Annotated in this window: 22 protein-coding genes; 11 read left to right on the top strand and 11 right to left on the bottom strand. The window is 72.4% G+C overall.

Translation table 11 applies throughout. The features are described from left to right. Positions 1-16 precede the first annotated feature (16 nt). The 7 genes from ACFZA2_RS08625 to ACFZA2_RS08595 form a co-directional block, all read right to left on the bottom strand. Entirely contained in the window at positions 17-1,570 is a 1,554-nt protein-coding gene (locus tag ACFZA2_RS08625) for a DEAD/DEAH box helicase (protein ID WP_391403260.1), read from the bottom strand. A gap of 196 nt (positions 1,571-1,766) precedes the next feature. Beyond that, positions 1,767-2,336, bottom strand: a complete 570-nt coding sequence (locus ACFZA2_RS08620; protein WP_391403257.1) for a DNA-3-methyladenine glycosylase I — start codon at positions 2,334-2,336, stop codon at positions 1,767-1,769. Positions 2,337-2,502: 166 nt separating this feature from the next. Continuing rightward, positions 2,503-4,605: an acyl-CoA dehydrogenase gene (locus tag ACFZA2_RS08615; protein ID WP_363387479.1), complete on the bottom strand. Its 2,103-nt coding sequence runs from the start codon at positions 4,603-4,605 to the stop codon at positions 2,503-2,505. Between the two features lie 178 nt (positions 4,606-4,783). Continuing rightward, positions 4,784-6,820, bottom strand: a complete 2,037-nt coding sequence (gene recQ / locus ACFZA2_RS08610; protein ID WP_391403254.1) for a DNA helicase RecQ — start codon at positions 6,818-6,820, stop codon at positions 4,784-4,786. 81 nt (positions 6,821-6,901) lie between these two features. Beyond that, positions 6,902-10,906, bottom strand: coding sequence for a type VII secretion protein EccCa (eccCa, locus tag ACFZA2_RS08605; RefSeq protein WP_391403250.1), 4,005 nt, complete (start codon positions 10,904-10,906; stop codon positions 6,902-6,904). Further along, on the bottom strand, positions 10,903-11,940 hold the full coding sequence (locus tag ACFZA2_RS08600; RefSeq protein WP_391403247.1) for an FHA domain-containing protein: 1,038 nt from the start codon (positions 11,938-11,940) through the stop codon (positions 10,903-10,905). The genes eccCa and ACFZA2_RS08600 overlap by 4 nt, the downstream gene beginning before the upstream one ends. Next, complete coding sequence (locus tag ACFZA2_RS08595; RefSeq protein WP_391403245.1) at positions 11,937-13,301, bottom strand: hypothetical protein; 1,365 nt, start codon at positions 13,299-13,301, stop codon at positions 11,937-11,939. The genes ACFZA2_RS08600 and ACFZA2_RS08595 overlap by 4 nt, the downstream gene beginning before the upstream one ends. A 294-nt stretch (positions 13,302-13,595) precedes the next feature. On the opposite strand from ACFZA2_RS08595, the gene ACFZA2_RS08590 reads away from it, so the two are divergent. From ACFZA2_RS08590 to ACFZA2_RS08545, 10 genes are all read left to right on the top strand, one after another. After that, positions 13,596-13,907, top strand: a complete 312-nt coding sequence (locus tag ACFZA2_RS08590; protein ID WP_076673401.1) for a WXG100 family type VII secretion target — start codon at positions 13,596-13,598, stop codon at positions 13,905-13,907. Positions 13,908-13,935: 28 nt separating this feature from the next. After that, on the top strand, positions 13,936-14,223 hold the full coding sequence (locus tag ACFZA2_RS08585) for a WXG100 family type VII secretion target (RefSeq protein WP_076673399.1): 288 nt from the start codon (positions 13,936-13,938) through the stop codon (positions 14,221-14,223). A 116-nt stretch (positions 14,224-14,339) separates the two neighbouring features. After that, positions 14,340-14,735: a hypothetical protein gene (locus ACFZA2_RS08580; protein ID WP_391403240.1), complete on the top strand. Its 396-nt coding sequence runs from the start codon at positions 14,340-14,342 to the stop codon at positions 14,733-14,735. Further along, a complete protein-coding gene (locus tag ACFZA2_RS08575) occupies positions 14,732-16,030 on the top strand; it encodes a S8 family serine peptidase (RefSeq protein WP_391403237.1) in 1,299 nt (432 codons plus the stop codon). Before ACFZA2_RS08580 ends, ACFZA2_RS08575 begins: the two co-directional genes overlap by 4 nt. A gap of 56 nt (positions 16,031-16,086) precedes the next feature. Then, entirely contained in the window at positions 16,087-17,571 is a 1,485-nt protein-coding gene (locus ACFZA2_RS08570) for a hypothetical protein (protein WP_391403235.1), read from the top strand. 41 nt (positions 17,572-17,612) lie between these two features. After that, positions 17,613-17,930, top strand: a complete 318-nt coding sequence (locus tag ACFZA2_RS08565; RefSeq protein ID WP_076673392.1) for a WXG100 family type VII secretion target — start codon at positions 17,613-17,615, stop codon at positions 17,928-17,930. A gap of 1 nt (position 17,931) precedes the next feature. Next, positions 17,932-18,219, top strand: coding sequence for a WXG100 family type VII secretion target (locus ACFZA2_RS08560; RefSeq protein ID WP_076673391.1), 288 nt, complete (start codon positions 17,932-17,934; stop codon positions 18,217-18,219). A gap of 120 nt (positions 18,220-18,339) precedes the next feature. Continuing rightward, positions 18,340-19,674: a type VII secretion integral membrane protein EccD gene (gene eccD, locus ACFZA2_RS08555; RefSeq protein ID WP_391403230.1), complete on the top strand. Its 1,335-nt coding sequence runs from the start codon at positions 18,340-18,342 to the stop codon at positions 19,672-19,674. A gap of 4 nt (positions 19,675-19,678) precedes the next feature. Continuing rightward, the gene (gene eccB / locus ACFZA2_RS08550) at positions 19,679-21,007 is read left to right on the top strand and encodes a type VII secretion protein EccB (protein WP_391403227.1); all 1,329 of its coding nucleotides are present in this window, start codon (positions 19,679-19,681) and stop codon (positions 21,005-21,007) included. Further along, a complete protein-coding gene (locus ACFZA2_RS08545) occupies positions 21,004-22,335 on the top strand; it encodes a S8 family serine peptidase (RefSeq protein WP_391403224.1) in 1,332 nt (443 codons plus the stop codon). Before eccB ends, ACFZA2_RS08545 begins: the two co-directional genes overlap by 4 nt. A 108-nt stretch (positions 22,336-22,443) precedes the next feature. On the opposite strand, the gene ACFZA2_RS08540 is transcribed toward ACFZA2_RS08545, so the two are convergent. Further along, positions 22,444-23,748, bottom strand: a complete 1,305-nt coding sequence (locus tag ACFZA2_RS08540) for an FHA domain-containing protein (RefSeq protein WP_391403221.1) — start codon at positions 23,746-23,748, stop codon at positions 22,444-22,446. 116 nt (positions 23,749-23,864) lie between these two features. Next, positions 23,865-24,059: a hypothetical protein gene (locus tag ACFZA2_RS08535; protein WP_391403218.1), complete on the bottom strand. Its 195-nt coding sequence runs from the start codon at positions 24,057-24,059 to the stop codon at positions 23,865-23,867. 25 nt (positions 24,060-24,084) lie between these two features. Between ACFZA2_RS08535 and ACFZA2_RS08530 the strand changes: the two genes are divergently transcribed. Next, on the top strand, positions 24,085-24,600 hold the full coding sequence (locus ACFZA2_RS08530; protein WP_391403215.1) for a CGNR zinc finger domain-containing protein: 516 nt from the start codon (positions 24,085-24,087) through the stop codon (positions 24,598-24,600). Between the two features lie 40 nt (positions 24,601-24,640). Here the strand turns inward: ACFZA2_RS08530 and ACFZA2_RS08525 are convergent, their stop codons facing one another. Then, entirely contained in the window at positions 24,641-26,095 is a 1,455-nt protein-coding gene (locus ACFZA2_RS08525; RefSeq protein ID WP_391403213.1) for a cation acetate symporter, read from the bottom strand. After that, entirely contained in the window at positions 26,092-26,484 is a 393-nt protein-coding gene (locus ACFZA2_RS08520; RefSeq protein WP_363387523.1) for a heavy metal transporter, read from the bottom strand. Before ACFZA2_RS08520 ends, ACFZA2_RS08525 begins: the two co-directional genes overlap by 4 nt. Between the last annotated feature and the right edge of the window lie 22 nt (positions 26,485-26,506).

The following is a 26,506-nucleotide window of genomic DNA, read 5'->3' as shown; positions in this document are numbered from 1 at the left end:
ACCGGGGGACGGGGGCTCAGCCCTGCGCGCGGCGATTCGTGCGCGGCGAACGGGCGCCGACGACCATGCCGGTCGTCGGGGCACCGGATGCCGAGCGACCCGCGCCCTGGGCACGGGCGGCGCCGGCGCGCTGGGCGCCGCCGGCCGACTGCCCGCGTCCGGCACCCGAACGCTGGCCCTGGCCGCGCCCGCCCTGGGGCGCGTGGCCGGCGGCAGCGGGAGCCTCGGCACCCTGACCGCCACCGCTGCCACCGCGTCCGCGACGACGGCGACCGCCACCGGCGGCCGGGGCTGCGGCATCCTGGCCCGGGGTGCGGGCGGCGCGCTTGCGCTGGGCGTTGGCGCCCTGCGAGCGGCCCCCGCCCTGCGGCTGGGCGACGACCGGCTCGGGCTTGACGTACGGCGCGACCTCGCCGACCAGCGCCACGACCTCGGGCGAGGCGGGGGTGACGGGCTGCGGGGTGGCGGAGATCTTCGCCTTGCGGAGGATGTCGAGGGTGTCGCGACGCTGCTCGGGCAGCATGATCGTCACCACATCGCCGGCGGTGCCCGCGCGGGCGGTGCGGCCGGAGCGGTGCAGGTACGCCTTGTGCTCGACGGGCGGGTCGACGTGCACGACCAGTTCGACGCCGTCGACGTGCACGCCGCGGGCGGCGACGTCGGTGGCCACGAGAACCTTCGCGCGGCCGTCGCCGAAGGCGGCGAGGTTGCGGTCGCGAGCGGGCTGGGACAGGTTGCCGTGCAGGTCGACGGCGGGGATGCCCGAGGCGGTCAGCTGCTTCGCGAGCTTCTTGGCCTGGTGCTTGGTGCGCATGAAGAGGATGCGTCGCGCCGTGCCCGAGGCGAGGGTCTGGACGAGGTCCTTCTTGGCATCCGCGTCGGCCGGGGCGAAGACGTGGTGCGTCATCGCGGCGACGTGCGAGTGCGCCTCGTCGACCGAGTGCAGGACCTCGTTGCGCAGGAAGCGCTTGACGAGCTTGTCCACGCCGTTGTCGAGCGTCGCCGAGAACAGCAGACGCTGACCGTCGGCGGGGGTGCGCGAGAGCAGGCGCGTGACTCCGGGGAGGAAGCCGAGGTCGGCCATGTGGTCGGCCTCGTCGAGGACGGTGATCTCGATGTCGCCGAGGTTCGCGAAGCCCTGGCCGATGAGGTCTTCGAGGCGGCCGGGGCACGCGACGAGGATGTCGACGCCGGCGTTCAGCGCGTCGACCTGACGCTTCTGGTTCACGCCGCCGTAGACGGTCGTGGTGACCAGGCCGAAGGGCTGGGCGAGGGGCTTGATGACCTCGTCGATCTGGTTCGCGAGCTCGCGGGTCGGGGCGAGCACGAGCGCGCGGGGCTTGCGTCCGCGACGGCGATCGGTGGACGCGGCGAGACGCGCCACCAACGGCAGCGAGAAGGCGAGGGTCTTGCCCGAGCCGGTCTTGCCGCGGCCGAGCACGTCACGCCCGGCGAGGGTGTCGGGCAGGGTGTCGGCCTGGATGGGGAAGGGCTCGTTCTTGCCCTGGGCGGCGAGAACGTCGATGAGAGGGGCGGGCACGCCGAGGTCGGCGAAAGTCTGGGACGTCATGAATACTCCTGCCGCGGCGCACGCGCGCACGGCGGTTCGGGATGCCGCGATGCTGCGGCCAAGTGGGCGAAGGCGCCGGGTGGCGCATCCGTTCGCCGTGAAGGTCAAAGGCCCGAGAAGAAGGGGCCGGTGCGTTCGACGACGCGCGGAGCGAAAGCTCCTGGGTCCAGTCTACCGGTTTCGGGCCGCTCGGCCGTCAGGCCGCACGCCAGCACCCCGCCACGTGGTCGTCGACCATGCCCGACGACTGCATGAGCGCGTACATGGTGGTCGGTCCGACGAAGCGGAACCCGCGGCGGCGGAGGTCTTTGCTCAATGCGGCCGACTCGGGCGTCACCGCGGGCACCTCGGCGAAGGTCGCCGGGGGCGTGTGGGATGCCGGGGCGAACGACCACATCAGTGCATCGAGCTCGCCCGGGCCCATGGCCGCGACGATCGCCGCGTTGCCGATCGCGGCCTCGATCTTGCCGCGGTGGCGGATGATGCCGGCATCCTGAAGCAGACGCTCGACGTCGTCGGGGCCGAACCGCGCCACGACCGACGGCTCGAAGTCGTGGAACACCTCGCGGAAGCGCGGACGCTTGCGCAGGATCGTGATCCAGGCGAGGCCCGCTTGGAAACCCTCGAGGCTCATCTTCTCGAACAGCGGGCGGTCGCCGTGCAGCGGGGTGCCCCACTCCTCGTCGTGGTAGCGCTGGTACTCCGCGTCGGAACCGGCCCATGCGCAGCGGGTGACGCCGTCGACTCCGGTCACGAGGTCGTTCATGCTCCCAGGCTAGGCCGGACCGCCGACATCGAACGATCAGGGAGCGCGCTGCACGGACGGCTCGGGCGCGGGTCGTGCGAGGACAGGGGATCACACGAGAACAGGCCGACCCTGCACGGATCGGCCTGTTCTCGTCGCATCCCCTGTTCTGACGACAGGGATGCCGCTAGCGCGCGGGCTTCTTCTCCGGAACCGGGGCGTCGCCCGAGGCCTTCAGGGCGGCGTAGTACGACGCGGCCTCGTTCTGCCGGTCGTCCTCGACGCCGGACGCGATCGACGCGCGGATGTGCTCCGGGCCGTAGCCGAACGCGTCGACGAGGTCCTGCGCGTGCGGACGCAGCCGCGCGCAGAGGCGATCGATGTAGCTGGAGACGGCGGCGGCCCGCTGCGTCGAGAGCCGACCGTGGATCAGGTACCACGCGAGGTGCTTCTCGATCAGCTGCAGTCCGAACAGGTCGCGCAGCCAGGTCAGCACCTTCAGGGTGTCGCGGTCGTCGACGCGGTTGATGGCGTCGGTGAACGCCTCCCACTGCAGCAGCTCGCCGTGCGCGCGCGCGGCCTCGATGAGCTCGGCCTGGTTCTCGTTGAAAAGTGCCGCCGCGTCGTCGCGGGAGAGCTTGGATGCCGGACGGAGGCGCCCCGCGATGTCGGCGATCATCTGCTGGACGCGGCCGGCCAGGAGCTCGTGCTGCTGTTCGGCGCGCAGACCCTTCTCCACCGATCGGGCGGTCGAGCCGAAGTCGCTGACGGCCTGACCCAACTGACGCATACCCGCTCCGTGGAAGAGCTTGCCGGCGGTCTGGCCGACGGCGAAGGCGGCGAGCTGCTTGGCATCCTTGCCCTTGAACTGCTTCGCGTAGTCGGCGAGGAGGCGCTTGCCGACGAGCTGCAGAAGGATGTTGTTGTCGCCCTCGAAGGTGACATAGATGTCGAGGTCGGCGCGCAGACCCACCAGGCGGTTCTCGAAGAGGAAGCCCTGTCCTCCGCACGCCTCGCGCGCCTCCTGCAACGTGTCGAGCGCGTGCCAGGTCGACAGGGGCTTGAGGGCGGCGGCGAGGGTCTCGAGGTCTTCGCGGTCGGCGTCGGTGTCGGCCTTACCGCTGAAGACGCCGTCGAACTTCTGCAGGAACTCGTCGTGCGCGAAGATCTCGGCGTAGGTGGTCGCCAGGCGCGGCAGAAGGCGCCGCTGGTGCTTGCCGTAGTCGAGCAGGGTCACCTCGGGGGTGCCGCTGCCCGAGTCGAACTGGCGGCGCTGGTTGCCGTAGGTGATCGCGATCGTGAGACCGATGGCCGATGCCCAGGCGGCCGCGCCGTCGAGCGAGACGCGTCCCTGGACGAGGGTGCCGAGCATCGTGAAGAACCGGCGTCCCGGGCTCGCGATCTCGCTCGAGTACGTGCCGTCGGCCGCGACGTCGCCGTAGCGGTTGAGGAGGTTCGTGCGAGGGACGCGCACCTGGTCGAAGTGCAGACGACCGTTGTCGATGCCGTTCAGACCGCCCTTCAGACCGTCGTCTTCTCCGCCGATGCCGGGGAGGAAGCTCCCCTCCTCGTCGCGCAGCGGCACGTAGAAGCAGTGCACGCCGTGGTTGACGCCCTTCGTGATGAGCTGGGCGAACACCGTCGCGGCCTTGCCGTGCAGGGCGGCGTTGCCGAGGTAGTCCTTCCACGCACCGCGGAAGGGCGTGTGGATGACGAACTCCTCGGTCTCGGGGTCGTAGGTCGCGGTGGTCCCGATCGCCGAGACGTCGGACCCGTGTCCGGTCTCGGTCATGGCGAAGGCGCCCGGGATCTCGAGGCTCATGATGCCGGGGAGCCACTTGTCGTGGTGCTCGCGCGTGCCCAGCTGCAGCACGGCCGAGCCGAACAGGCCCCACTGCACGCCCGACTTGATCTGCAGGCTGGGGTCGGCCGCGACGAGCTCTTCGAAGCCGGCGATGTTTGCGCCGTTGTTCTCCTCACCGCCGAGGCGCTTCGGGAACGCCCGGTGCACGGCCTTGTTCTGCACCAGGAGGTGGAGCTGGCTGAGGGTGCGCTCGCGGTGCGCATCCATGCCGAGGCTGTCGTCGCGCCAGAGCGCGGGGTCTTTGATCATCTCGCGCGCCTCGCGGCGGGTCTCGGCCCACGTGCCGAGCAGCAGATCGGTGACCCGCTCGGTGTCGATGCGGGCTTCGGCGGCCTCGGCCGCGGTGTGCGCGGCGGTGGGCGCTCCGCCCACGGGCGTGCGCGTGCTCGTGGCGGGCGTGGTGGGACGGACGGCGGCGTCGGTCATTTCGGCACCTTTCGACGTTGCAAAGGGATGACTCCACGGTAGGTGTCCCACAACGACCGCTCAAACCTCCTGTGGGTTCACCACAACGAACGCGCATCCGTCCGCGCGGGGTCGTTGTGGGGGGTCAACATTCCCGAACGGCGGCTGAACGGCCGCCCGCACGACGGAGTGGCGGGGGTCAGTTCGCCGCGACCACCGTCAGGATGCCGTCGCCGTACGCCTCGCGCTTCTTGGCGCCGATGCCGGTGATGCCGTCGAGGTCGCCGATCGCGCCGGGGCGGGCGGCGGCGATCGCGCGCAGGGTGGCATCGCCGAACACGATGTAGGCCGGAACACCCTGCTCTCGCGCCTTCTCTGCCCGCCACGCGCGCAGGGCCTCGAACAGCTCGCGATCGTCGGGGGCGACGTCGTCGGCGCTCGATTTGCGCTGACGACTCCCCCCGCCGCCACCTGTGCGGCCGAGGGCGTCGCGACGCAGAGGGACGGGCGTCTCGCCGCGCAGCACTCCGGCCGACGCCTCGCTCAGCGCGAGCGTGCCGTAGTCGCCCTGGGCCACGATGATGCCGCGCGCGAGCAGCTGGCGGATCACGCTGCGCCAGTCCTGGTCGGACAGATCGGCACCCAGACCGTAGGTGCTCAGGCGGTCGTGCCCCTGCTGCGCGATGCGCTCGGTCTTCGCCCCGCGCAGGATGTCGATGAGGTGGCCGGCGCCGAACGCCTGCCCCCGCTCGCGCTGCAGGCGCACGATCGTGGACAGCAGCTTCTGAGAGGCGATGAGGCCGTCCCAGGTGTCGGGCGGGGTGAGGCACGTGTCGCAGTTGCCGCAGGGCTCGGAGCGTTGACCGAAGTAGTCGAGGAGGTTCTGCCGGCGGCATCCGACCGTCTCGCACAGCGCGAGCATCGCGTCGAGATGCTGACCGAGGCGCATCTTGTAGGAACGATCACCCGGCGACTGATCGATCATGCGGCGCTGCTGCACGACGTCGCCCAGACCGTAGGCCATCCACACCACCGAGGGGTCGCCGTCGCGGCCCGCGCGACCGGTCTCCTGGTAGTACCCCTCGACGGATTTGGGCAGGTCGATGTGGGCGACGAAGCGCACGTCGGGTTTGTCGATGCCCATGCCGAACGCGATCGTCGCGACCATCACCACGCCGTCGTCGCGGAGGAACCGCGACTGGTGCGCCGCGCGCACCGAGGCGTCGAGGCCGGCGTGGTACGGCAGGGCGTCGAGACCCTGCGACGCCAGGTAGGCGGCCGTCTGCTCGACGGTCTTGCGGCTCAGGGCGTAGACGATGCCGGCGGAGCCCTCGGGCTGCGAGCGGATGAACTGCACCAGCTGCCGACGCGGATCGACCTTCGCGTCGATGCGGTACTGGATGTTGGGACGGTCGAAGCTCGCGACGAAGCCGCGGGCGTCGCGCAGGCGCAGGCGCTCGACGATCTCCTGCGCGGTCTCGGGCGTCGCCGTGGCGGTGAGCGCCATGCGCGGCACGCCGGGGAACCGATCGGCGAGGTCGCCGAGCGCGAGGTAGTCGGGGCGGAAGTCGTGACCCCACTGCGACACGCAGTGCGCCTCGTCGATCGCGATGACGCTGAGGCGACCGCGGGAGAGCAGCCCGAGGGTCTGCGCTCCGTTCAGCCGCTCGGGCGCGACGTACAGGAGGTCGAGCTCGCCGGCGAGGTACGCCTGTTCGACGGCCTGGCGCTCGGCGGGCGCCTGCGTGGAGTTGAGATACCCGGCCCGCACACCGTTGGCGATGAGCGCCTCGACCTGGTCGTGCATGAGCGCGATGAGGGGGCTGACGACCAGGCCCGTTCCGGGCCGCACGAGAGCGGGCACCTGGTAGGTGACGCTCTTTCCGCCGCCGGTCGGCATGAGCACGACCGCGTCGCCGCCGTCGACGACGTGCTGGACGATGTCGGCCTGGTCGCCGCGGAACGCGTCGTAGCCGTACACCTCGTGCAGGACGGCGCGCGGGTCGTGGCCGGTGAAGTCGCGCACCGCCGGGAGCTCGCGGGCCGTCCCCGTCGCGGCAGCCGCGCGGGCGAAGGCCGACGCGGGGTCGACCGGCGGCGGTGGCGCGTCGAAATCGTCGGGCGGCGCGAACTGATCGGGGTCCCACTGCGCGCCGGCGTACGGGTCGTCGGGGACGTCGTACGACTCGGGCGGAGCGTCGGCGTACGACTCGGGGGCGGCGCCGGGATATGTCACCCCACCACGGTAACCCGGGCCGCCGACACCGACACCGCCCCGTCATCCGATGGGGATGACGGGGCGGGTGGGGAGGAGGGGTCAGTGCGTGGGCGCAGAGAACGCCAGCTGCGACGCCACGAGCCCGTGCTCACGGCTGACGATCTGGGCGCGGCCCGGCGCCGCCCGCTCGGGCTTGACGCGGCCGATCAGCGCACCCTCCTCCGGGTTGCCACCGAGCAGGATGCCGGTGACACCCAGGTCGGTGAACCGCTGGATGATCGGGTCGTACGCCGCCCGGCTCGCACCACCGGAACGGCGGGTGAGGATCACGTGCAGGCCGAGGTCTCCGGCCTGCGCCAGCAGCGGCTGCAACACGGCGAGCGGGTTGCCCTGGCTCGTGGCGACGAGGTCGTAGTCGTCGACGAGGATGAACCCCTCGGCGCCCTTCCACCAGCTGCGCTCGCGCAGCTGCGTCGGGGTGACGTCGGGCCCCGGGATGCGCGTCGAGAAGTACTGCGCCAGGTCGTTCATGCCGCCGGTCGCGAGGTCGTGCGAGGTGAGGTACGCGCCGAGGTAGTCGTCGGGGATCTCCCCGAGGAGCGCGCGGCGGTAGTCGACGACGAAGATCTTCGCCTCGGCGGGGGTGTACAGCCGCTGGATCTCCTCCGCCACGCCCCGCAGGAACGACGACTTGCCCATGCCGGAGTCGCCGTAGACGAACAGGTGCGGCTCGACGCGGGGGTCGATACCGAAGGGCGAGAGCTGCGCCTCCTCGATGCCGAGCAGCATGCGGCCGTCACCGGGCTCGGTGAGCGCGCGCACCTCGTCGAGCGTGATGTTCTCCGGCAGCAGGCGCAGCTTCGGGCCGGGCTCGCCCTGCCACGCCGCCGCGACGCGGCCGATCATGTCGGCGACACCGTCGGCGATGGTGGCCGGGTCGTCGGAGCCGTCCACGCGCGGCACGGCCGTGAGCATCTGCAGCTTCGAGGCGCTGAGCCCGCGACCGGGCTGCCCGACGGGCACGTTCGCCGCCTGCTTGCGATCGACGTCGGAGTCGGTCGGGTCTCCCAGTCGCAGCTCGAGGCGCGTCTGGATGAGGTCCTTGAGGTTGGCGCGGATCTCCAGCCACCGGTTGGCGGTGACGACCACGTGCACGCCGAAGCTCAGGCCGCGCGCGGCGATGGTCTGCACGCGCGCTTCGAGCGGCTCGAACTCCGCGCGGAGCGTCGACCAGCCGTCGATCACGAGGAAGACGTCGCCGAAGCCGTCGTCGAGCCGCCCCTCGCGGCGCCGCGCCCGATACGTCTCGATCGAGTCGACCGCGTTGCGGCGGAAGTACTGCTCGCGCGCGTCGAGCATGGCCTCGACCTCGGCCACGGCGCGGCGTACGGCCTCGGGTTCGGTGCGCGTGGCGACGCCGGACACGTGCGGGTGCTGCTGCATCGCGGTGAAGCTTCCCCCGCCGAAATCGAGCACGAAGAACTGGAACTCCTGCGGGGTGCCGGTCAGAGCGAGCGCCGAGACGAGCGTGCGCGCGAGCGTCGACTTGCCGCTCAGCGGCGACCCGACGATCGCCACGTGGCCCGCGGCACCGCCGAGGGAGACGGTGAGGTGGTCACGGCGCTGTTCGAGCGGGATGTCGACCAGTCCGATCGGCACGGTGAGCGCACCGGCCTCGCGCCAGCGGCGTGAGACCAGTCCGAGCGCGGGGTCTTCCGCCAGGTCCGGCATGAGGGCGTCCAGCGGCGACGGCTCGGCGAGCGGCGGCAGCCACACCTGGTGGGCCTCGGGGCCGCGGTCCCTCATACGGTCGACCGCGATCTGGAACGTCGACCGCTTCTCGACCGCCGGGGCCGCGATCGCCGCGGGCGCGGCATCCATCTCGTCCGTCGACGGGTCGTCGTCGGGCTGGGCCAGGGCGGTGAACACCTCGACGCGGGCGGGGCCGCCCGACACGGTCTCGTCGCCGCCGACCTCGAGCCCGACCGTGCCGCGCGGACGCCCGGACACGTACGCGGCACGGAACTGCACGAGGTTCTCGGTGTCGCTCTTGAGGAAGCCGACGCCAGGCTCCTGCGGGAGCGTGTAGGCGTCGGGGGTGCCGATGATCGTGCGGGATTCGGATGCCGAGAAGGTGCGCAGACCGATGCGGTACGACAGGTAGGTGTCGAGGCCCCGGAGCTTTCCCTCCTCGAGGCGCTGGGATGCGAGGAGCAGGTGCACGTGCAGGGAACGGCCGACGCGACCGATGTTGAGGAAGCTGTCGACGAACTCGGGCTTGGCCGTGAGCAGCTCGGAGAACTCGTCGACGACGATGAGCAGGGCCGGGAGCGGCGCGAGATCGGAGCGTCCCCCGCGGCGCGCGGCCTCGTACTCGCCGACGTTCGCGAAGTTTCCGGCGGCGCGCAGCAGCTCCTGGCGGCGCACGACCTCGCCCTGCAGGGCGTCCTGGAAGCGGTCGACGAGCGCGAGCTCGCTGCCGAGGTTGGTGATGACCGCCGACACGTGCGGCATCTCGGCCATGCCCGCGAAGGTCGCACCGCCCTTGAAGTCGACGAGGACGAAGTTCAGCTGCTCGGGCGAATGCGTCATCGCGAGCGCGAGCACGAGGGTGCGCAGCACCTCGGACTTGCCCGAACCGGTCGCGCCGACCATCACACCGTGCGGGCCCATGCCCTGCGAGGCGGACTCCTTCAGGTCGAGCACGAGCGGCGCGCCGGAGGGCTCCTGGCCGATCGGCACGCGGAGGCGGTCGCGCTCCAGGCGCGGCGTCCACGCCTGGTCGAAATCGACGGCGCGCACGTCGGGCAGACCGAGGAGCTCGGTCAGCTCCGCCTGCCCCTGGGTCGTGGGGGCGTCGACGACCACCATGGGCGCGGGGCGCAGCGGCATGAGCCGGCGGGCGGTCGCCTCGGCTTCGGCGATGGTCATGGCATCCGGGAGGAAGGACTGCGCGCGGCCGGCGCCGTCGATGAACTCCGCCGGAGCGGGGAGCGGAGCGCCCTCGCCGCGCCGCGAGCGGACCGCGGTCGGCGTCTCGGCCAGGGCCACGCGGGCGACCGTCGGGTCGTCGAGTTCGTCCCAGCGGGTGGGGAGGTCGATGACGGTGACGCCCTGGGCCCCCTCGAGCCCGGTGAGCGGGGCGTTCGACGCGGACTCGACCCCGTCCACCACCAGCACGACGTGAGGGGTGACGCCGCCGCCCGGGGTAAAGCGGGAGCGGGAGGCGAGCTGGGCGGGCAGCATGTCCATCAGCTCGTCGGGGGATGCCGCGATCATGCGCGCGGGGCCGAGACGGTCCTGCACGCGCGACGACATCGCGTGCGGCAGCCACTTGACCCAGTCCCAGGCGCCGATCTGCGCGGGCCCGGCGAGGACGGCGATGATGACGTCCTCGGGGTCGTGCAGCGTCGCCGCCGACGCGACGAGGGAGCGCGCGAGGCTGCGGACGGCCTCCTCATCGGGGCCGACGAGCTCGATGCGCGCGTACTCGCCGAGCGGGAAGCCCAGCGGAAGATCGCGCTGGATCTCGTGCGTGAGCATGAAGCGGTGCGCGGCGGAGGCCGCGACGGGGTCGAGCTGGGCGAGGGGCGGCAGTTCGGGAGCCTCGAGCGCGAGGCTGAGCGGCTGGTCGGCCACGCCGATGCGGGCCAGCAGGAAGGTCTCGTCGCCCGGCTGACGCTCCCAGACGCGCGAGCGCTCCTCCGCGATGAACGGCAGGGCCGCGGGGGCGGGCATGATCCACCCGCCGTGGCGGCGCTGCTTGCGCGCGGCCACGCGCACGGTCTCGCGCAGGTCGGACAAGTACGCGAGGTACTCCCGCCGGTTGCCGAGCACCTCGGCGTTGCGCTGAGAGCGCTGGCGCCAGCCGTTCACGGCGACGAAGCCCAGCGACGACAGCAGGAACATGCCACCGATGAGGAAGCCGGTCGGACCGCTGTTCGAGATCGTCACCATGACGATCGCACCCACACTGCCCAGCATGGGCAGGAGGGAGGTCAGGATGCCGCTGCCCCCCTCGTTCGGGACCAGCTCGGGCGGCGGCTGCAGCACGATCCGCCCGTTGGGCAGCGATGGCGGGGCGATACGCGGACCCGTGCTCACACCGGACCTCCGATCAGTCGGCTCAGGGTGAACACGCGCTCGCTCAGACGCACGCGGGTGCCGTCTTCGAGCAGGGTGCGCGCACCGGGCTGCAGGGGGTGGACGGCGCCGTCGTCGTCGATGAGCTCCGAGCCGTTCGTGGAACCGGCGTCGATGACCCATGCGGTCTCGCCGTCGTGCTCGAGGCGCAGGTGCGTCTTGGAGATGAGACGGTCGGGGTCGTCGACGGCGATCAGCACGTCTGCGGGCTCGCTCGCGACCGGGGCGCGCCCGAAGTTGACCGCGGCGGGCAGGTCGATCTGCTCGCGCTGACCGGTGTCGAAGACCACGAGGAGCTGCGCGCGGCCGACGCCTCCGGTCAGGATCGGTTCTTCGGAGGCGCGAGCCGGCGGCGTCGCAGCCGGCGGCGTCGCAGCCGGAGCGCGCTCCCCCGCGGCGGCGGGCGCGTCGACGACGGCCGGGGCCTCCACGGCGAGAAGCGGGGTGTCCCAGGCCGGCGCGGTCGGCAGGGCCGCGGCGGCGGCGGACACCTGCAGCGGCTCGCGGCCGGCGGCGGGGCGCGCGTGGACGGTGGGCTCGGCGATCCCGGTGGTACCGTCGGCATCCTGATCGGGGCGTCCCCGGGGAGCCACCACGAGCACGGTGCCGGCGGCGCGATCAGCCCAGGATCGACGCAGGCCGGAGCGGTCGAAGGCGGCGGAGGCGACCACGACCCAGGCCCCGGCGACCAGCACCAGCCCGCCGAGCAGCACGAGAGACCCGCGCACGAAGGCCCGCCCGGCGCCCGGCACGAGCGGCGCCTCGGCGCGCGAGGTGCGGAGTCCGAACAGCAGCGCGCCGGGGCCGAACCCGCGACGCGCCTGCAGGATCCACAGGCCCAGCAGGGCCTCCGCGGCGACCGCGGCACCGAGAACGGGCGAGCCGAGGAGGGATGCCGCGCCGGCGGCGATGACCACGAGGGCGGCGTCGACGCTGAAGGCGCCGATGCGCACCCCCACCGTCGCGGGCACGCCGAACGGCGGCGACTGCGTCATGTCGCCATCATCGCACGCGCGACCTCGATCGCTCCGGCGGCCAGCATGCCCGTCGGAAGGGACAGGGCCGTGGCGAGCGCCTCGAACACATCGCCCGTGCGCGACCATCCGAGCGAGCGCAGGCCGCGACCGACCGGAACGATCAGCAGGGCCGCGGCGAGCGCCACGACGAGGAGGACACCGGCCACCGTCACGAGCATCGCGGGCGCGATGGTGGGGACGAGCGCCGCCAGCACGGCCGCCACCACGACAGCCGCACCGCAGCGGGCCACCCAGCGTAGGAACGGCACCGTGCTCTTGCGCGAGCTGAGCAGCAGGGCGAGGACGACCGTGACGGCCAAGGCGATGCGGCCCCCGAACACGACGGGGTCGGCGACCGCGAACGTCGGCAGCGCCGTGAACGCACTGGCCGCCCCGGCGGCGACCAGCAGCACCACGCCGATCGTCAGCCGCGCGGTCGAGCGCTCCACCAGGGCGTCGGCGTCGTCGGCCTCGATCGTGCGCACCTCGTCGGGGAGGTTCTGGCGCACCGTCCACCGCGTGCTCTGGAAGCGCCCGTAGTCGATGAAGGTGCCGGGCTCGACGTCGACGAGGCTCGACTGCAGGATGCGCTGCGCGACCGGAACGAGCCCCAGCGTCACTGCGGCCGGCGCCGAGGGGTCGAGGTGGAGCAGGAGCGACACCGCCCACACCGCCGCGAGGACCGCAGCGATGACCGACGCGGTGCGGCTCTGGGCACGTAGCGTCTGCGTCGCCCCCATCACGCCGGCGACCCCGGTCAGGACGGCCGCGGCGAGCAGGCCCGTGAACACCGCCACCTGAGCCGAGGACGCCGGTAGGTCGGGCACGATCGCCACGCCGCCACCGAACGCGAGCGCGGAGACGGACACGACGGGAGCGAGCGTCGGGGTGCGCGGCCGCGCGCGCAGCGAGAACACGGTGACGGCGGCGAGGGCCGCGAGCAGGGCCAGGGCCGCGACGGGCGTACGGACCGCGGCCGGAAGGGTGCCGGTTCCGAGAAGCGACAGGAAACCCAGGATGCCGCCCGCCGCGGCGATCACCATCCACACGGCCGTCGCGCGCGCGGCGATCGGCGGGCGGGTCGTGCGTCGATCAGCCGGATCGACCGTGGCGGTCGGATCGACCAACACGAGGACGACTCCGTCCTCCAGCGCGGTCATCGCCGTCGAGCGGTCGATCTCGCGGCCCGACAGCCCCACCACGCGGACGTCGCGCTCGATCGGGGCACCGCCGGCGCGCAGCACGTCGACGACCCGCGCGTGCAGCGGCACCACGAGATCATGCCGGGAGGCACCGTCGATGAGCGCGACGCGTCGCCCCTGCATCACTTCCGCGCTCAACGGTCCCCCTCGTTCTCGCGCCGCCGACCCCAGGGCCGGCTCAACCGCACCAGCGTATCCGGCCCCGCGGAGGCGGTCGCGTCCTTTCCGCACGCCACCGGGGCTAAAGATGAGAGTTTTGTCATTTTTGAATAAGCGCAAGAGGGTTGTCGGCGCGCGGGGCATTACGTATGTTCGAAGGCCGGTGGGGGGCTCCGGTCACTCCATCGATCCCGCGCGCGGGGCCGAATCCCGTGCGTGCAGACATGATCCGCAACGCCCGGGCGCGCCCCGGAGGAACATCGAGGAGACAACGTGGCAGATCTCATCGCAGCCCAGGAGGGTGCGCTTCGTCGCGGGGCCGAAGCGGTCAACACCGCGAAGTCGGGCATCGACGAGCAGGTCCGAAAGGTCCGCAGCGAGCTCGACCAGGTGGCCGGGTTCTGGACCGGCGCCGCAGCCGGTTCCTACACCCAGCTCATGCAGCGCTGGAACGAAGAGACCACCAAGCTCAACAACGTGCTCGTCACGCTCGAGGACGCCCTCCGCGGCACCGAGCGCGACCAGGCGGCGTCGGAAGAGTCGCACCAGCAGACCATCGGAAACCTGGGCTCCCTGCTCGGCTGACCCGCTCGACACGAAAGAAGGAACTCTCATGCAGTCCATGTCCGTTCGTCCCGAGCAGGTCATCGCCCTCTCCGGTCAGATCCGCAACGGTGCCTCCGGCATCCGCACCCGCCTCGATGAGCTCGAGTCGCAGGTCAACGCGCTCCGCGCCTCCTGGGATGGCGAGGCGCAGACCGCCTACGACCAGGCCCAGGCGCAGTGGACCCAGTCCATCACCCGTCTGAACGAGCTGCTCCAGCAGATCGCCGGCAAGACCGACGAGATCGCCCAGGGCTACACCTCGACCGACAAGTCGGCCGCGGGCCGCTTCGCTTGACCCCCTTCGAACCGGCGGTCGCTGCGGCGGCCGCCGGTTCTCTGGGCTCCCGCGCCCCCGTCGCACGCGAGCCCGATCCCCTCGCATCCCGATCACAGAGAAACGAGTGATCCCCCATGGCCGACTCGATCTTCCTCAACCTCGACCTCGCCATCCAGCGCGTTCTGCAGCTGACGCAGGTGCCGGAGGAGCTCCCGACCGCGGGCGCCATCGAGATCGTCGACGGCAACGGCACGGAGCCGGCTGCCGCGGCGTTGACCCAGCGAGTTCGCCAGTGCGCGCAGGATATCGCCGCCGAGGTCGAGAAGCTGCGTCAGACCATTGCGGGGAGCGCCGACGCGCTCTCGCAAGCTGCGCAGGCGCTCCAGGAGACCGACACGTCGGGTTCGGCGATGGCGCAGAACGCGCTTTCGCTCGTCGAGTCGGCGTCGCAGCCTTCCGCCTCGCCCGTGCCGTCCTCGCCGGGCTCCAACGGGACCGGACGCTCCGTCATCCCCGGAGCACCCCAGTGACCCGACGTTCTCGCACCCTTCGTGCTCTGGCTGCCGCCGCTGTGACGAGCGCGCTCGCGGTCGTGGGGGTGGCGCCTGCTGCGCAGGCAGCAGCCGGGGGCGACTACGACTGGTGGTACGACACCTATCAGGTGCAGGCGGCGCACGACTCCGGTATCACGGGGGCGGGCGTCAAGATCGCCGTCATCGACACTCAGATCGATCCCGATCTGCCGATCTTCGAAGGCCGTAACCTCACCGTCAGCAACACCCAGATCTGCAAGTCCCGCACCGAGCCGGTGTCCGATGCCGCGACCGACCAATCCATCCACGGCACCACGATGGCCGCCCTGCTCATCGGCAACGGCACGGGAGCGAGCGGCATCCGCGGCATGGCCCCCGACGCCGACGTGACCTTCTACGGCTACGGCACTCTCGACTCCCGGCAAGAGGAGTACTGCCGCCCGAACACGGACGACGACGTCACGATGTTCGGCTACGCAGTCAAGAAGGCGGTGGACGAGGGTGCCAAGATCATCACCACGTCCGTCCAGATGAGGGCGTACGTGAACGACGCACCGGCCATCGCGTACGCCCTCGCGCGCGGGGTGACGATCGTCGTGGGCACACCGAACGCCGACACCCCCGTCGACAGCGGGACGGACGTGGCGAGCTTCAACGGTGTCGTAGCGGCGAGCGCGATCAACCGTCACAGCGACTTGCAGCGCGATGCGGCCGGTAACCTCTTCGTCATTCCGGACACCGACGTCGTCGCCGCGGGCGTCGACCTACCGACAGTCGGAACCGACGGCAACTGGGACTCGACGCGCGCGGCCGTGGGATCGTCGTTCGCTGCTCCGATGGTCGCGGGCATGCTCGCCCTCGCCGCGCAGAAATATCCTGCCGCCACCGGCAATCAGCTCGTGCAGTCGATGATCGCGACCACGACGGGTGAGCAGCGCGAGCCGACACGCACTGATGACGGCTACGGATACGGGGCCGCGTGGCTCCCGGGTCTACTGAGCGTCGATCCGACCACGTTCCCCGACGAACCGCCGCTCATGAGCAAGCCGCTGGGCACACCGACGCTCGATCAGATCGACACGGCCGAGACACAGGGTTTCGTCCCCGTCACCGTCCCCCGCAGCATGGACCAGTACGGAGACACGGGTTCGCCGTCATCCGGTTTCGACATCGCCTCACTCGTCATCTGGATCGTTATCGGCATCGGCATCCTGCTCGTGGTGGCCGCCGTCGTGATCGTGCTCATCGTCGTCGCCCAGCGCCGCAAGGCCGGAAAGGGGAATACACCGTGACAGGTACGTGGGAACAACGGCTGCAGAACCTCGCGGAGGGTGGCGTTCCGTGGGACATGCCCACGCGATTCGAACTCGCCAACGCCCTCGAATCGTTGAGGCAAGTCCTCGATGCGGCATCGCAGGACACCGGTATCGACGGAGATGCGGGAAACGCGGCGAGGGAGAAGTTCGCGAAGTCGGCTGTCGAAATCGATGAGCAGATCCGGTATCTGCGTGAGCACGTCGACGGTCGCCTGAATGACGCGAACGAGGTGCGTCGCAGAGCGCGGGATTCGGCGGCGTCATTGCCCGCGGGCGAGATGAACGGCAATCAGGAAGCGATGGTCCGCGGGGCGGCCGTCGGCGCGTCGATCGTCCTCGGGCCGGTCGCGTTCCTGGCCGGTGAGGGAGCGAGTCGCGCGATCAATGCGTACATGGCATCGCAGCGCGAAGACGCCGCACGCACGGCGGTCGAGACGCACTCCGGTGAGATGGATGCCGTGAAGCTGGACCCGCCGCCGACCTTCTCATCGACGGTGATCTCGGACCCGGTCTTTCCGCAGCGCGGGACGGAGGTGCCGTCAGGGGGGTACGGCTCGCAGCAACGCAGTTTCGAGTCCTATCCGGACTGGAACGTCTCCGGCGGCGGCTCCGTCGGCGGCGGCGGTGGCAGTGTGACTCCGCCTCCCGGCGGCGGCGGCGGTGTCACCCCGCCCCCCGGCGGCGGTGGCGGCGGCATCCAGCCTCCCCCGAACGAATACGGCCCGTTCCCGAACCCTCCCGGTCAGACCCCGGGCGGGCAGCCGCCGATCGACATCGGCAACATCCCGCCCGAGCCCACGCCCGACGGCCCGATCAGCGGCAGCCCCACCCTTCCCGGTGGCGTGCCGTTGACTCCCGGCGGGGGCGGCGGACTCGTCGGAACGCCCGGTGGTCCGGGAGCCGGGCTCGGCTCGGGCCTCGGAGCGGGACTCATCGCCGGCGGCGGCGGGGCGCTCGCACTCGGACGCGTCGGCGGCGGTGCGGGTGCACCGGGAGTACCCGGCGGCCGTCTCTTCGGCGGACCCGCGGGCGGATCGGTCGGCGCGGGCGGGGCCCGATCCGGTGGCCTGCTCGGACGTCCCGGTGCTGGCGCCGGTCTCGGGACGCGCGGCGTCGGCGGTCTCGGCGCGGCGGGAACGGGTTCGGCGAACTCCGCGGCTCGTGGCGCGGGTGCGCGAGCGGGCGGCCTCGGTGCCGCGGGCACGCGCGCCGGTGGTGTCGGCGGAGCGGGTGGCTCGGCCGCGGGCACGTCCGGCGGGCGCGCGGGTGCAGCGAACGGTCGCCCGGGTGCCGGCGCGGGTGGCGCCGGTCGTTCCGGCGTCGGAGCGGCCGGAACAAGCCGCACCGCGGGTGCCGGTTCGCGTGGCGTGGGCGGCATGGGCGGCCCCGGCTCTCGCTCGGAGCGCAAGAAGGACGAGGCACGCGGCCTCGCGGGTCCGATCGCTCCGCGCTTGGAAGACGACGAGCAGATCGGTCCCCGGTCCGAGAACGCCCAGGCCGGCGGCCGCGACGAGTGACCCGCGTCGCCCGATGACCTTCACCGACAAGAAAGAAGAAGATGTCTGATCGCATCTCCGCCCAAGAGGGCGCGCTCGTCCGTGGCGCCGAAGTGGTGATGGGCGCGCACGCCGACATCAGCGACAGCGCCCGCCGCGTGCTCGCCGAGCTCGACGAGCTCGCCGCCAACTGGTCGGGCGACGCCGCGAGCTCGTACAACGCGCTCGTGAACGAGTGGACGGCCGGAGCCACGCGCCTGAACGACGTGCTCGTCACGCTCAGCGCGGCCCTCCGTGCGACGGCGAGCGACCAGGAAGCGGTCGAGGAGCAGCACCGCACCACCATCCAGGGCCTCGGCTCGCTGCTCGGAGGAGAGTGAGATGGGCGATCTCCGCGTCACCCCCGAAGCGCTGCACGCCGCCGCTGCACGGCTGCGTTCCGAGAGCGCCCGCATCGACGCCGCCCTCGGCGGACTGGATGCCGAGGTCGCGCGCCTGCGCGGGAGTTGGGAAGGCACCGCGCAGGCGGCCTACAACAACGCCCAGCAGCAGTGGAGCGCCACCCTCGAGCAGATGCGGGACGCGCTGTCGCGCATCTCGAACGCGACCGACTCGATCGCCGACGACTACGTCTCGGCCGACCGGGCCTCGGCCGCGCGTTTCCAGTGAGCGCTGAGCGCCGGGCGGTGAACGATCACCGCTCGGCGCTCGGTCGACGCCGTGATCGACGGCGATAGGCTTTCGAAGTCTGACCGCAGGGGGCTTCGGTCCGGAAAGAGGGGGCCGCGGATGGCTGACGTCATGAACGCGACACGAGCGCTGTTGCGACTCTCCGTGCAGAGCGAGGGGCGCCGGCTCGACATCGCCATCCCCGCCCAGGTGCCGGTCATCGAGTTCCTGCCCGGGTTCGCCCGCTCGCTCGGCGTTCTCGACGCCTCGATGACGTCCGCGGGGTACGCCCTGCAGCGCGCCGACGGATCCACCGTCGACCCCTCGCTCGGCGCCTCGGCGCAGGGCATCGTCGACGGCGAAGTGCTCACGCTCGTCCGCGGCGGTCTCGTCGCGCAGCCGCGCGTCTACGACGACATCGTCGAGGCGGTCATCGACGCCACCGCCCAGCAGAACCGTCCGTGGACCACCCGCGACAACGCCCGCACCGCGCTGGCCGTCAGCCTCGCCCTGCTCGGGGTGTGCGCGGTCCTGCTGCTCGCGGCGGGCCGCGCCCTGCCCTTCGGGGCGCTCGTGGCCGGCGGAGGCGCCCTCGTGCTGCTCGTCGTCTCGGCCGTGATCGCCCGGCTCGGTCAGCGGGAAGCGGGCCAGGGCCTGGGCATGGCGGCATCCGTCTTCGCCGCCGTCGCGGGGTTCCTCGCGATCCCCGCCTCGTTCGACATGTGGGGGTGGCCGCTGGCCGCCGCCGGAGGCGGGGCCTTCATCGTCGCCGGCGTCGCCCTGGCGCTCACCCGCGATCGCGCCGAGCTCCAGCTCACCCCGCTCGTCGCCGGAGGCGCACTCGGCGTCACCGGCACGCTCGCCGCGTTCTTCCCGGCCCCGACGGTGTGGACGCTCATGGTCGGAGTCGTCGCGACGCTCGCCGGCGCCCTGCCCTGGCTCGCGATGAGCACGACCCGCCTGCGCGTGGCCTCCCCGCAGAACGACGTCGAGATCTTCGCCGATCCGCAGCCCATCGACGCCGACGACATCGCCGCCCGCGTCGCCCAGGGCAAGCGCATCCTCATCGCGCTCCGGCTGGCCCTCGCGGTGGCGATCATCGTGGCCACGCCCCTCGTCGCGGCGCAGAACGCCACGGGTGCGATCGTCTGCGCCCTCGCCTTCGCGGGCATGATGTTCCCCTCGCGCCAGACCTACGCCCGCTCCGGGGTGCTGACGGTCATGGCCACCGGCATCCTGGGGCTCGTCGTCGCGGGCGTCGTGGCCTCCCTGGCGCAGCCGGGCCTGCGCATCGGCATCCTGGTCGTGCTCCTCATCGCGACGGTCAGCGTCGTGACGGTCACCCTGCTCGCCCCCAAGACCCGTCTGCGCCTGATCCGCGTCGCCGACACCGCGGAGCTGCTCGTGCTCGCGGCGCTGCTGCCGCTCGCGGTGATCTCGTCCGGGCTGGCCTGACGCGATGGCCACCAAGGGCGATCTCATCGAGGCGCAGAACTTCTCGCGCCGACGCCTTCTCACCGCGTTCGTCAGCGGCGCCCCGGGCGGCAAGGAACTGCAGCCGACCGCTCCCCTGCGCGCCGTCATCGCCGCGATCGCGCTCACGGTCATCGTCGTCCTCGTCGGGGTCTTCTACGGACTCATCCGGCCGGGCCTGCCCACCGGGTGGGAGAACGGCAAGCTCGTGCTGGTCTCCGACACCGGCGCGCGCTTCGTCACCGTCGACGGCACCCTTCACCCCGTCATCAACACCGCCAGCGCGCGTCTGCTGCTGCCGGCGAACGAGTACGGCGTGATCTCGACCGACCAGGCCACCCTCGCGGGCACCCCCGTCGGCGACACCCTCGGCATCACGGGCGCACCCGACGAGCTTCCGCCGGCATCCGGCCTCGTCAACACGGGGTGGAGCGCCTGCGTGTCCGACGACGCGGCGCTCGACGTGCGCGTCTCGACCTCCACCGGCCCCACGCCTGCGCCGGATCGGGCCGTGGTCGTGTCGGTCGACGGCATCCTCCACGTGATCCAGGGCGAACGGAGCTTCGCCGTGTCGAGTGAAGACCCTGACGCCGTGCTGCGCGCCGCGGGCATCTCCGCGCTCGACCCCGTCACCGTTCCGGCCTCGTGGCTCGACCTCTTCACCGCGGGCACGGCGCTCACCCCGATCACCCTGAAGAACTACGGCGAAAGCGTCTCGGGAACCTCGCTACGCGTCGGTCAGGTCGTCCGTCAGGCGGGCGCGCCCGAGGACGAGCGCTTCCTCGTGCAGACCGGAGGGGTGCTCGAGACGCTGTCTCCGCTCGCGTGGCAGCTGTACCAGCTCGGCAGTGGCAGCGCGCTCAAGGGCGAGGTCACGGAAGTGACCGGAAGCGAGATCCGCGGTCTCGCGACGGCTTCGAAGGGCATCGGCGACCAGTGGCCGTCGACGGGCTTCGAGACGGTCCCGAGCGGTCAGCGTCCCTGCGCCGTGCTCGAGGGCGCCGAGGGCCAGGCGGTCACGACCCTGGCCACGCAGCCGACCTCGGCCGCCGTCTCGCCAGGCGTGCGGGTCGACCCGAGCCACGGCGCGCTCGTCCGCGCCGGCGGGCGCGGCGACCAGAACACCAGCGTGCTGACCCTGGTGGATGCCACGGGCACCGCCTACCCGCTCCCGAATGCGAACGACGAGACCATCGCCCGCCTGGGCTACTCGTCCGACGACATCGGTTCGATCCCCGACGGCTGGACGGCCCTGATGGCGACGGGTCCGTCGTTGAGCGAGAGCGCGGCGCAGCGCACCCCGGAGGCGAAGTGATCCGTCGCGCCGGGGCTGCGCGTCTCGGCGCGGTCGCGCTCGTCGCGGGCCTCCTGGCGGCCGCGGTGCCCACGAGTGCCCACGCCGCGCCGCTCGCGCCGCGTCCGGTGCTCTCGGCCTCGGAGGACACGTGCCTCGCCTCGACGCGCGTTCCCGACACACCCCCCGCCCTGGGCGAGCTGCAGAGCGCGGCTGCGTGGGAGATCACCAAGGGCGCCGGGGTGGTGGTCGCCGTCGTCGACTCCGGCGTGGCGCCCAACCCCCACCTCGACGCCTCCGTGCTCCCCGGCATCAACCTCGTCCCCGACGGCACGGACTCCACCGCCCGCACCGACGTCTACGGCCACGGCACGGTGATCGCCGGCCAGATCGCGGCACAGGTCATCTCCAAGTCGGGTGTGCAGGGCCTCGCCCCGGATGCCAAGATCCTCCCCATCCGCGTCTTCGCCGGCACGTCGGACCAGCTGAAGGACGCGGGGTTCGGTCCCAACACCGCGCGCATGGCCGACGGCATCCGGATCGCTGCGGACCTCGGCGCGCAGATCATCAACGTCTCGATGAGCACGACCGCCGAGGACGGCGGCCTCTCCTCCGCCGTCGCCTACGCGCGCGAGAAGGGGAGCCTCGTCGTGGCGAGCGCCGGCAACCGCGACTCGGAGGCCGCGGTCGAGGAGGACGACAAGGACGGCGTGCGCTACCCGGCCGGCTTCCCGGGCGCGATCGGCGTCGCCGCGACCAATACGTCCGGCGCCGTGACCAGCGCCAGCATCCGCGGATCGCACGTCAAGCTGTCGGCCCCTGGTCAGGCGATCGCCTCTTCGTGGCCGCAGGGCGGCGACTGCGTGGTGGCCGGCGACGCCCCCGCGACCAGCTACGCGGCCGCATACGTCTCGGCCGCCGCCGCGCTCGTCGCGTCCGCGCATCCCGACGAGACGCCCGACCAGTGGGCGTACCGCCTCGAGGTGACCGCCGTGCGCGGGCAGCCCGACGCCCGGTCCAACACCTCGGGGTGGGGCGTGGTGCAGCCCTACGACGCCCTCGTGCTCGTCCCGGGATCGGGCCTGCGCGGACCCTCGAACCCCTTCGTGCGGTCGTCCGCCTCACCCGACCCGACGGCGACGCCCGCCCCGGTGAGCATCACGGTGGGCCCGGGTCCGGATGCCGCGGCCATCACGATGGCGACCGGCATCGGTGCGGGGGCGCTGGTGCTGCTGGGCGCGATCGGCGCGATGGCGGTCTTCGTCAGTCGTCGCCGCGATGACACGGGCGCGCGCCGTCCGGCGCCGACCGGGCGCGGACTCTACGGCGACGACACCGCCACGGACTGAGGACGACGGCGCGATCGCGCCAGCGGGTGACGGCGCGGTCGCGCCAGCGGGTGACGCCGCGATCGCGCAGCGGCGCAGACACGCGACGGCGCGGTCGCGCAGCGGCGTTCACGAGACGGCTCGACCGCGCGCCTCCGCAATCGCGAGCGTCGACCCGCGGCCGTCGTCGCGCCGGGCTCCGCCCGCCGCCGGTCGCAATTCGAGACCGGCGTCACCGAGACGGAAGCGGGTCGGCACCGGAGCCGTGGCGCCGCCCGACAGCCGCTCGACGCGTCCGTCGTCGTGGACGAGCGTCACGCCGTTCGTCGAGTCGAGGTCGGTGATCGTCCAGCCGGTGACGGTCCAGTCGAGGCGGGCGTGCTCCTTCGACATCGTGCGGCTGTCGTCGTGCACGGCCACGTACTGCACCGCCTCGTCGGCGTTCGAGGGTTTGCGTCCCAGCACCACCGTGCGACCCGTGAGGGCGACCGCTGCGCCGTCGGGGAGCGCGAGGGTCCACTCCCCCCGCCGGCGCGAACGCGGGCGGGCGGTCTGCGTCGACTCGTCGACGGGAGCGGCGACGTCAGTGCGACCGGCCGAGCGTTCGGCCGTGGAATCCGTGGTCTCCGACACGCGGTCGCCGGTCGGGTCGCCGAGGTGCGCGTCGACCGCCTCCGCCTGAGCTGCGGTGGACGCGTCCGATGGCGTCGCCCCGGCATCCGGAGTCCGCGTCACGGGATCGCCGGAGACCGGCGCGGCGGGTGCAGGCGCCGCGGTCGCCGGAGCCGCTGTCGCCGCCACCCCGCCGTCGAGGGCCGTCGACGCGGCCTGCTCGACGTCGGCCACCGGCCCGTCCGCACCGATCTCGCGGGGCCCCGGCAGCACGGGGAGCGCGTACGGCTCATCGTGCTCCGGGGCGGCGCGGCGTGCTCCGGCTCCGGCGGCGGGAGGCATCGGAGGCGTCGTGGTCGCTCCGGCGGTCGGCATGCCCGGCACCGCCGCGATGGGCCCGTCGGCCTCGTCGGCACGGGCCGACTCGTTGACGGTGATCTGCACGGGGGCCGACGCCCCGGCATCCGCCGTCTGCGGGGTCCGCGCGAGGAGCATCGCCCACGCGGGCGGCAGGACCACCGCGAGCGCCGTCGCTCCGGCCCCGCGACCGCTGCCCTCGCCGATCCGGTTCGCCGCCGTCGCCTTGAGCACGAGCCCGTAGACGTTCACGAACGGCACGATCAGCAGCACGGCACGCACCGGGTCGAGCCGGCCCAGACGGAAGACCTCCGCCTCGTTCACGAGCGGCACCCAGGCACGCCACGGCTCGCCGCCGTGCGCGGCGATCACGCGCGACAGGCCGATCGCGTACCAGACGTGCAGCACGAGCGCGATCGCCAGCACCGCTCCGGCGATCGAGGCGATCAGGGTCAGGGCATCCATGCGTCCTCCGTCGACGGTCTTCATCGACGCTACCGTGCGGACGGCGCCGACGGGTGGCGCCGCACAGCGCCGCGGGACGTCCGACGCCGCGACGGCGCGCGCCGACCCCGTGCGCCTCACACGACGACGCGCGAGACGGCCACGGGCGGCGCCGCCGTCGACGCATCGGCATCCACGCGCCACGCGCCGCACCCCGCGCATCGCACGTAGCGCACGCGACCGACGCTCGTGGCGTGCACCGACGCGGTGACCCAGCCGTGTTCGTGGACGGATGCCGCAGCGGCGGCCGATCGGGTTCGGGAGGCGGTCATGGACCCAGCGTGATGTAATGCCCTTATGCACCTCAACCCTTACGGGGAGTACGCGGTCCTGCTCGCCGCTTCGCTCGCGAACGACTGGCCGGACGACCGCGCGGGGATCGAGGAGCGGACGATCGAGAGGGGGATGACGATGCGCTTCCCCGTGGCATCCGACGACCACGCGCAGACGCGGGCGGTCATCGACGACTGGCTGCGCGTCGTGGACGAGTCCGACCCGGCGGCCCGCGCCGCGATGTTGAACGCGCAGATGGCGGCCGTCGCGGCCTTCCCGCGCCTGACCGACCACGACGGCGAGGGGTGGCACCTGCACTACCGCGACAGCGACGAGGCGCTCCCGCGCGTGCTCGCGGCCGTCATCTCGGTCGGCACCTCACTGCACCTGGTCACCCGCGGAATGGACCGCCTCGGTCGGTGCGCCTCGGAGCCCTGCGATCGGGTCGTGGTCGACGTCACGCGCAACGGCCGTCAGCGCTACTGCTCGGTGCGCTGCGCGAACCGCGCCGCCGTCCGGCGCCATCGCGCCCGCGGCTGAGGATCGCCGCGGTCCCGGCCCGCGGCATCCGCCCTGGGCCTCACGCATCGGGCGTGTGCAACCGGGCGAGGTAGCGCTCCACGCGCACCGGCACGCCCCCGCGGTCGCTCAGCGACACGCCGACGATGACCGCGGTGGTGAGCGGGATCGCCCACGCCGCGGGCTGCGCGAACACCACCGCCCACCCGCCCGCGCCGCGGAGCATCCCGCCCGCCACCAGAGCCGCACCGCACGACACCGCACCCACGATCATGCCCGCGACCGCCCCGCGCGCGGTCAGACGCGACCACCACACCCCGAGCAGCAGCACCGGCGACAACGTCGACGCCGCGAAGACGAACACGAGACCGACGCTCGCGACCAGGCCGGCCGGCTCGGTCAGCAGCGCGACGGCGAGCGGCACCAGGGTGCACAGCACCGCCGACAGACGGAACGACCTCACCCCGCCGCCGAAGAGATCTTGGCTCACCACCCCGGCGAGCGAGACGACGATCCCCGACGAGGTCGCCAGGAACGCCGCGAACGCGCCCGCGACGAGCAGGGCCGTGAGCAGCTCCCCGACGACCCCCGGGAACAGGCGCGAGGGCAGGGCGAGCACGACCGTGTCCGCCAGCCCGGGGAGCGCGAGATCGGGGGCGACGACGCGAGAGATGAGCCCCATGGTCGACGACACCGCGTAGAACGCCCCGATGAGCACGATGACGACCACCGTCGTGCGCCGCGCCGACGCCCCGTCGGGGCTGGTGTAGAACCGCACGAGCACATGCGGCAGGCCGATCGTGCCCAACAGCAGGGCCAGCAGCAGCGACGCGGTGGCGTACACGTCGAGCGCCCCCGGTCCACTCTCGACGGGGAAGACCTGCATCGGGTCGATGTCGCGGCCGCCGCCCGACAGGGCCGCGAGCAGGAATACCGCGGGTACGAGCAGCGCCGTGAGTTTGAGCCAGTACTGGAACGCCTGCACCGCGGTGATCGCCCGCATCCCTCCCGCGGCGACGATCGCCGCCACCAGCACCGCGACGACGACCCCGCCGGTCCACGGGGGGACGTCGGCCACGACGCCCAGCGCGAGCGCCGCCCCGTGCAGCTGCGGCACGATGTAGAGCCACCCGATCACGAGGACGACGATGCTGGTGACCCGTCTGACGGTGCGGGACTCGAGGCGCGCCTCGACGAAGTCGGGGATCGTGTAGGCGCCGCTGCGGCGGAGGGGAGCCGCGACGAACAGCAGCACCAGCAGATAGCCGGCGGCGTAGCCGATGGGGAACCAGAAGCCCTCCGCCCCCGAGAGCAGCACGAGCCCCGCGAGTCCCAGGAACGTGCCCGCCGACAGGTACTCGCCGCTGATGGCCGACGCGTTCCACACGCTCCCGACGCTGCGCGAGGCGACGAAGAAGTCGCTGCGGGTGCGCGAGGTGCGGATTCCGGCGAACCCGAGGACCGCGGTGACCACGACGAGCAGACCGACCGCGGTCAGATCGAACACCGGGTTCATCCGGCCTCCCCGGGGTCGGCGAGCTGCCGATAACGCCGTTCATTGCGCGCTGCGGCGCGCGCATAGATGACGGCGAACACCAGGATCAGCGGATAGAAGCCGTAGGCGTGCAGCAGCCACGACAGGGGGACCGCCCACAGCACCGGGTCTCCGAGCGCGGGTAGAGCCGCGATGACCCCCGTCAGCGCCGCGGCCATCACCACGAACGACGTCGCGCACGCGAGAGCGAGGCGGAGCTGCGCGCGTACGAGACCGCGCGAGAACACCGCGTCGGCCTCGTCGGCCACGCGACCCGGTAGCGCGAACCCGCGCGTGAGCGGCCGGGCGACACGACCGGCGGTGGATGCCGTGACCCGCACGCGCGGCAACGGACGGGGGTCGGGACTCATGGCATCCGCCGTTCCCGTCGCT

This window comes from Microbacterium sp. NPDC007973 (genome assembly GCF_042958465.1).
GTDB classification, from domain to species: Bacteria; Actinomycetota; Actinomycetes; order Actinomycetales; family Microbacteriaceae; genus Microbacterium; species Microbacterium galbum.
Note: the sequence above shows the minus strand (reverse complement) of the source record. Positions and strands in the feature narration are given on the sequence as shown.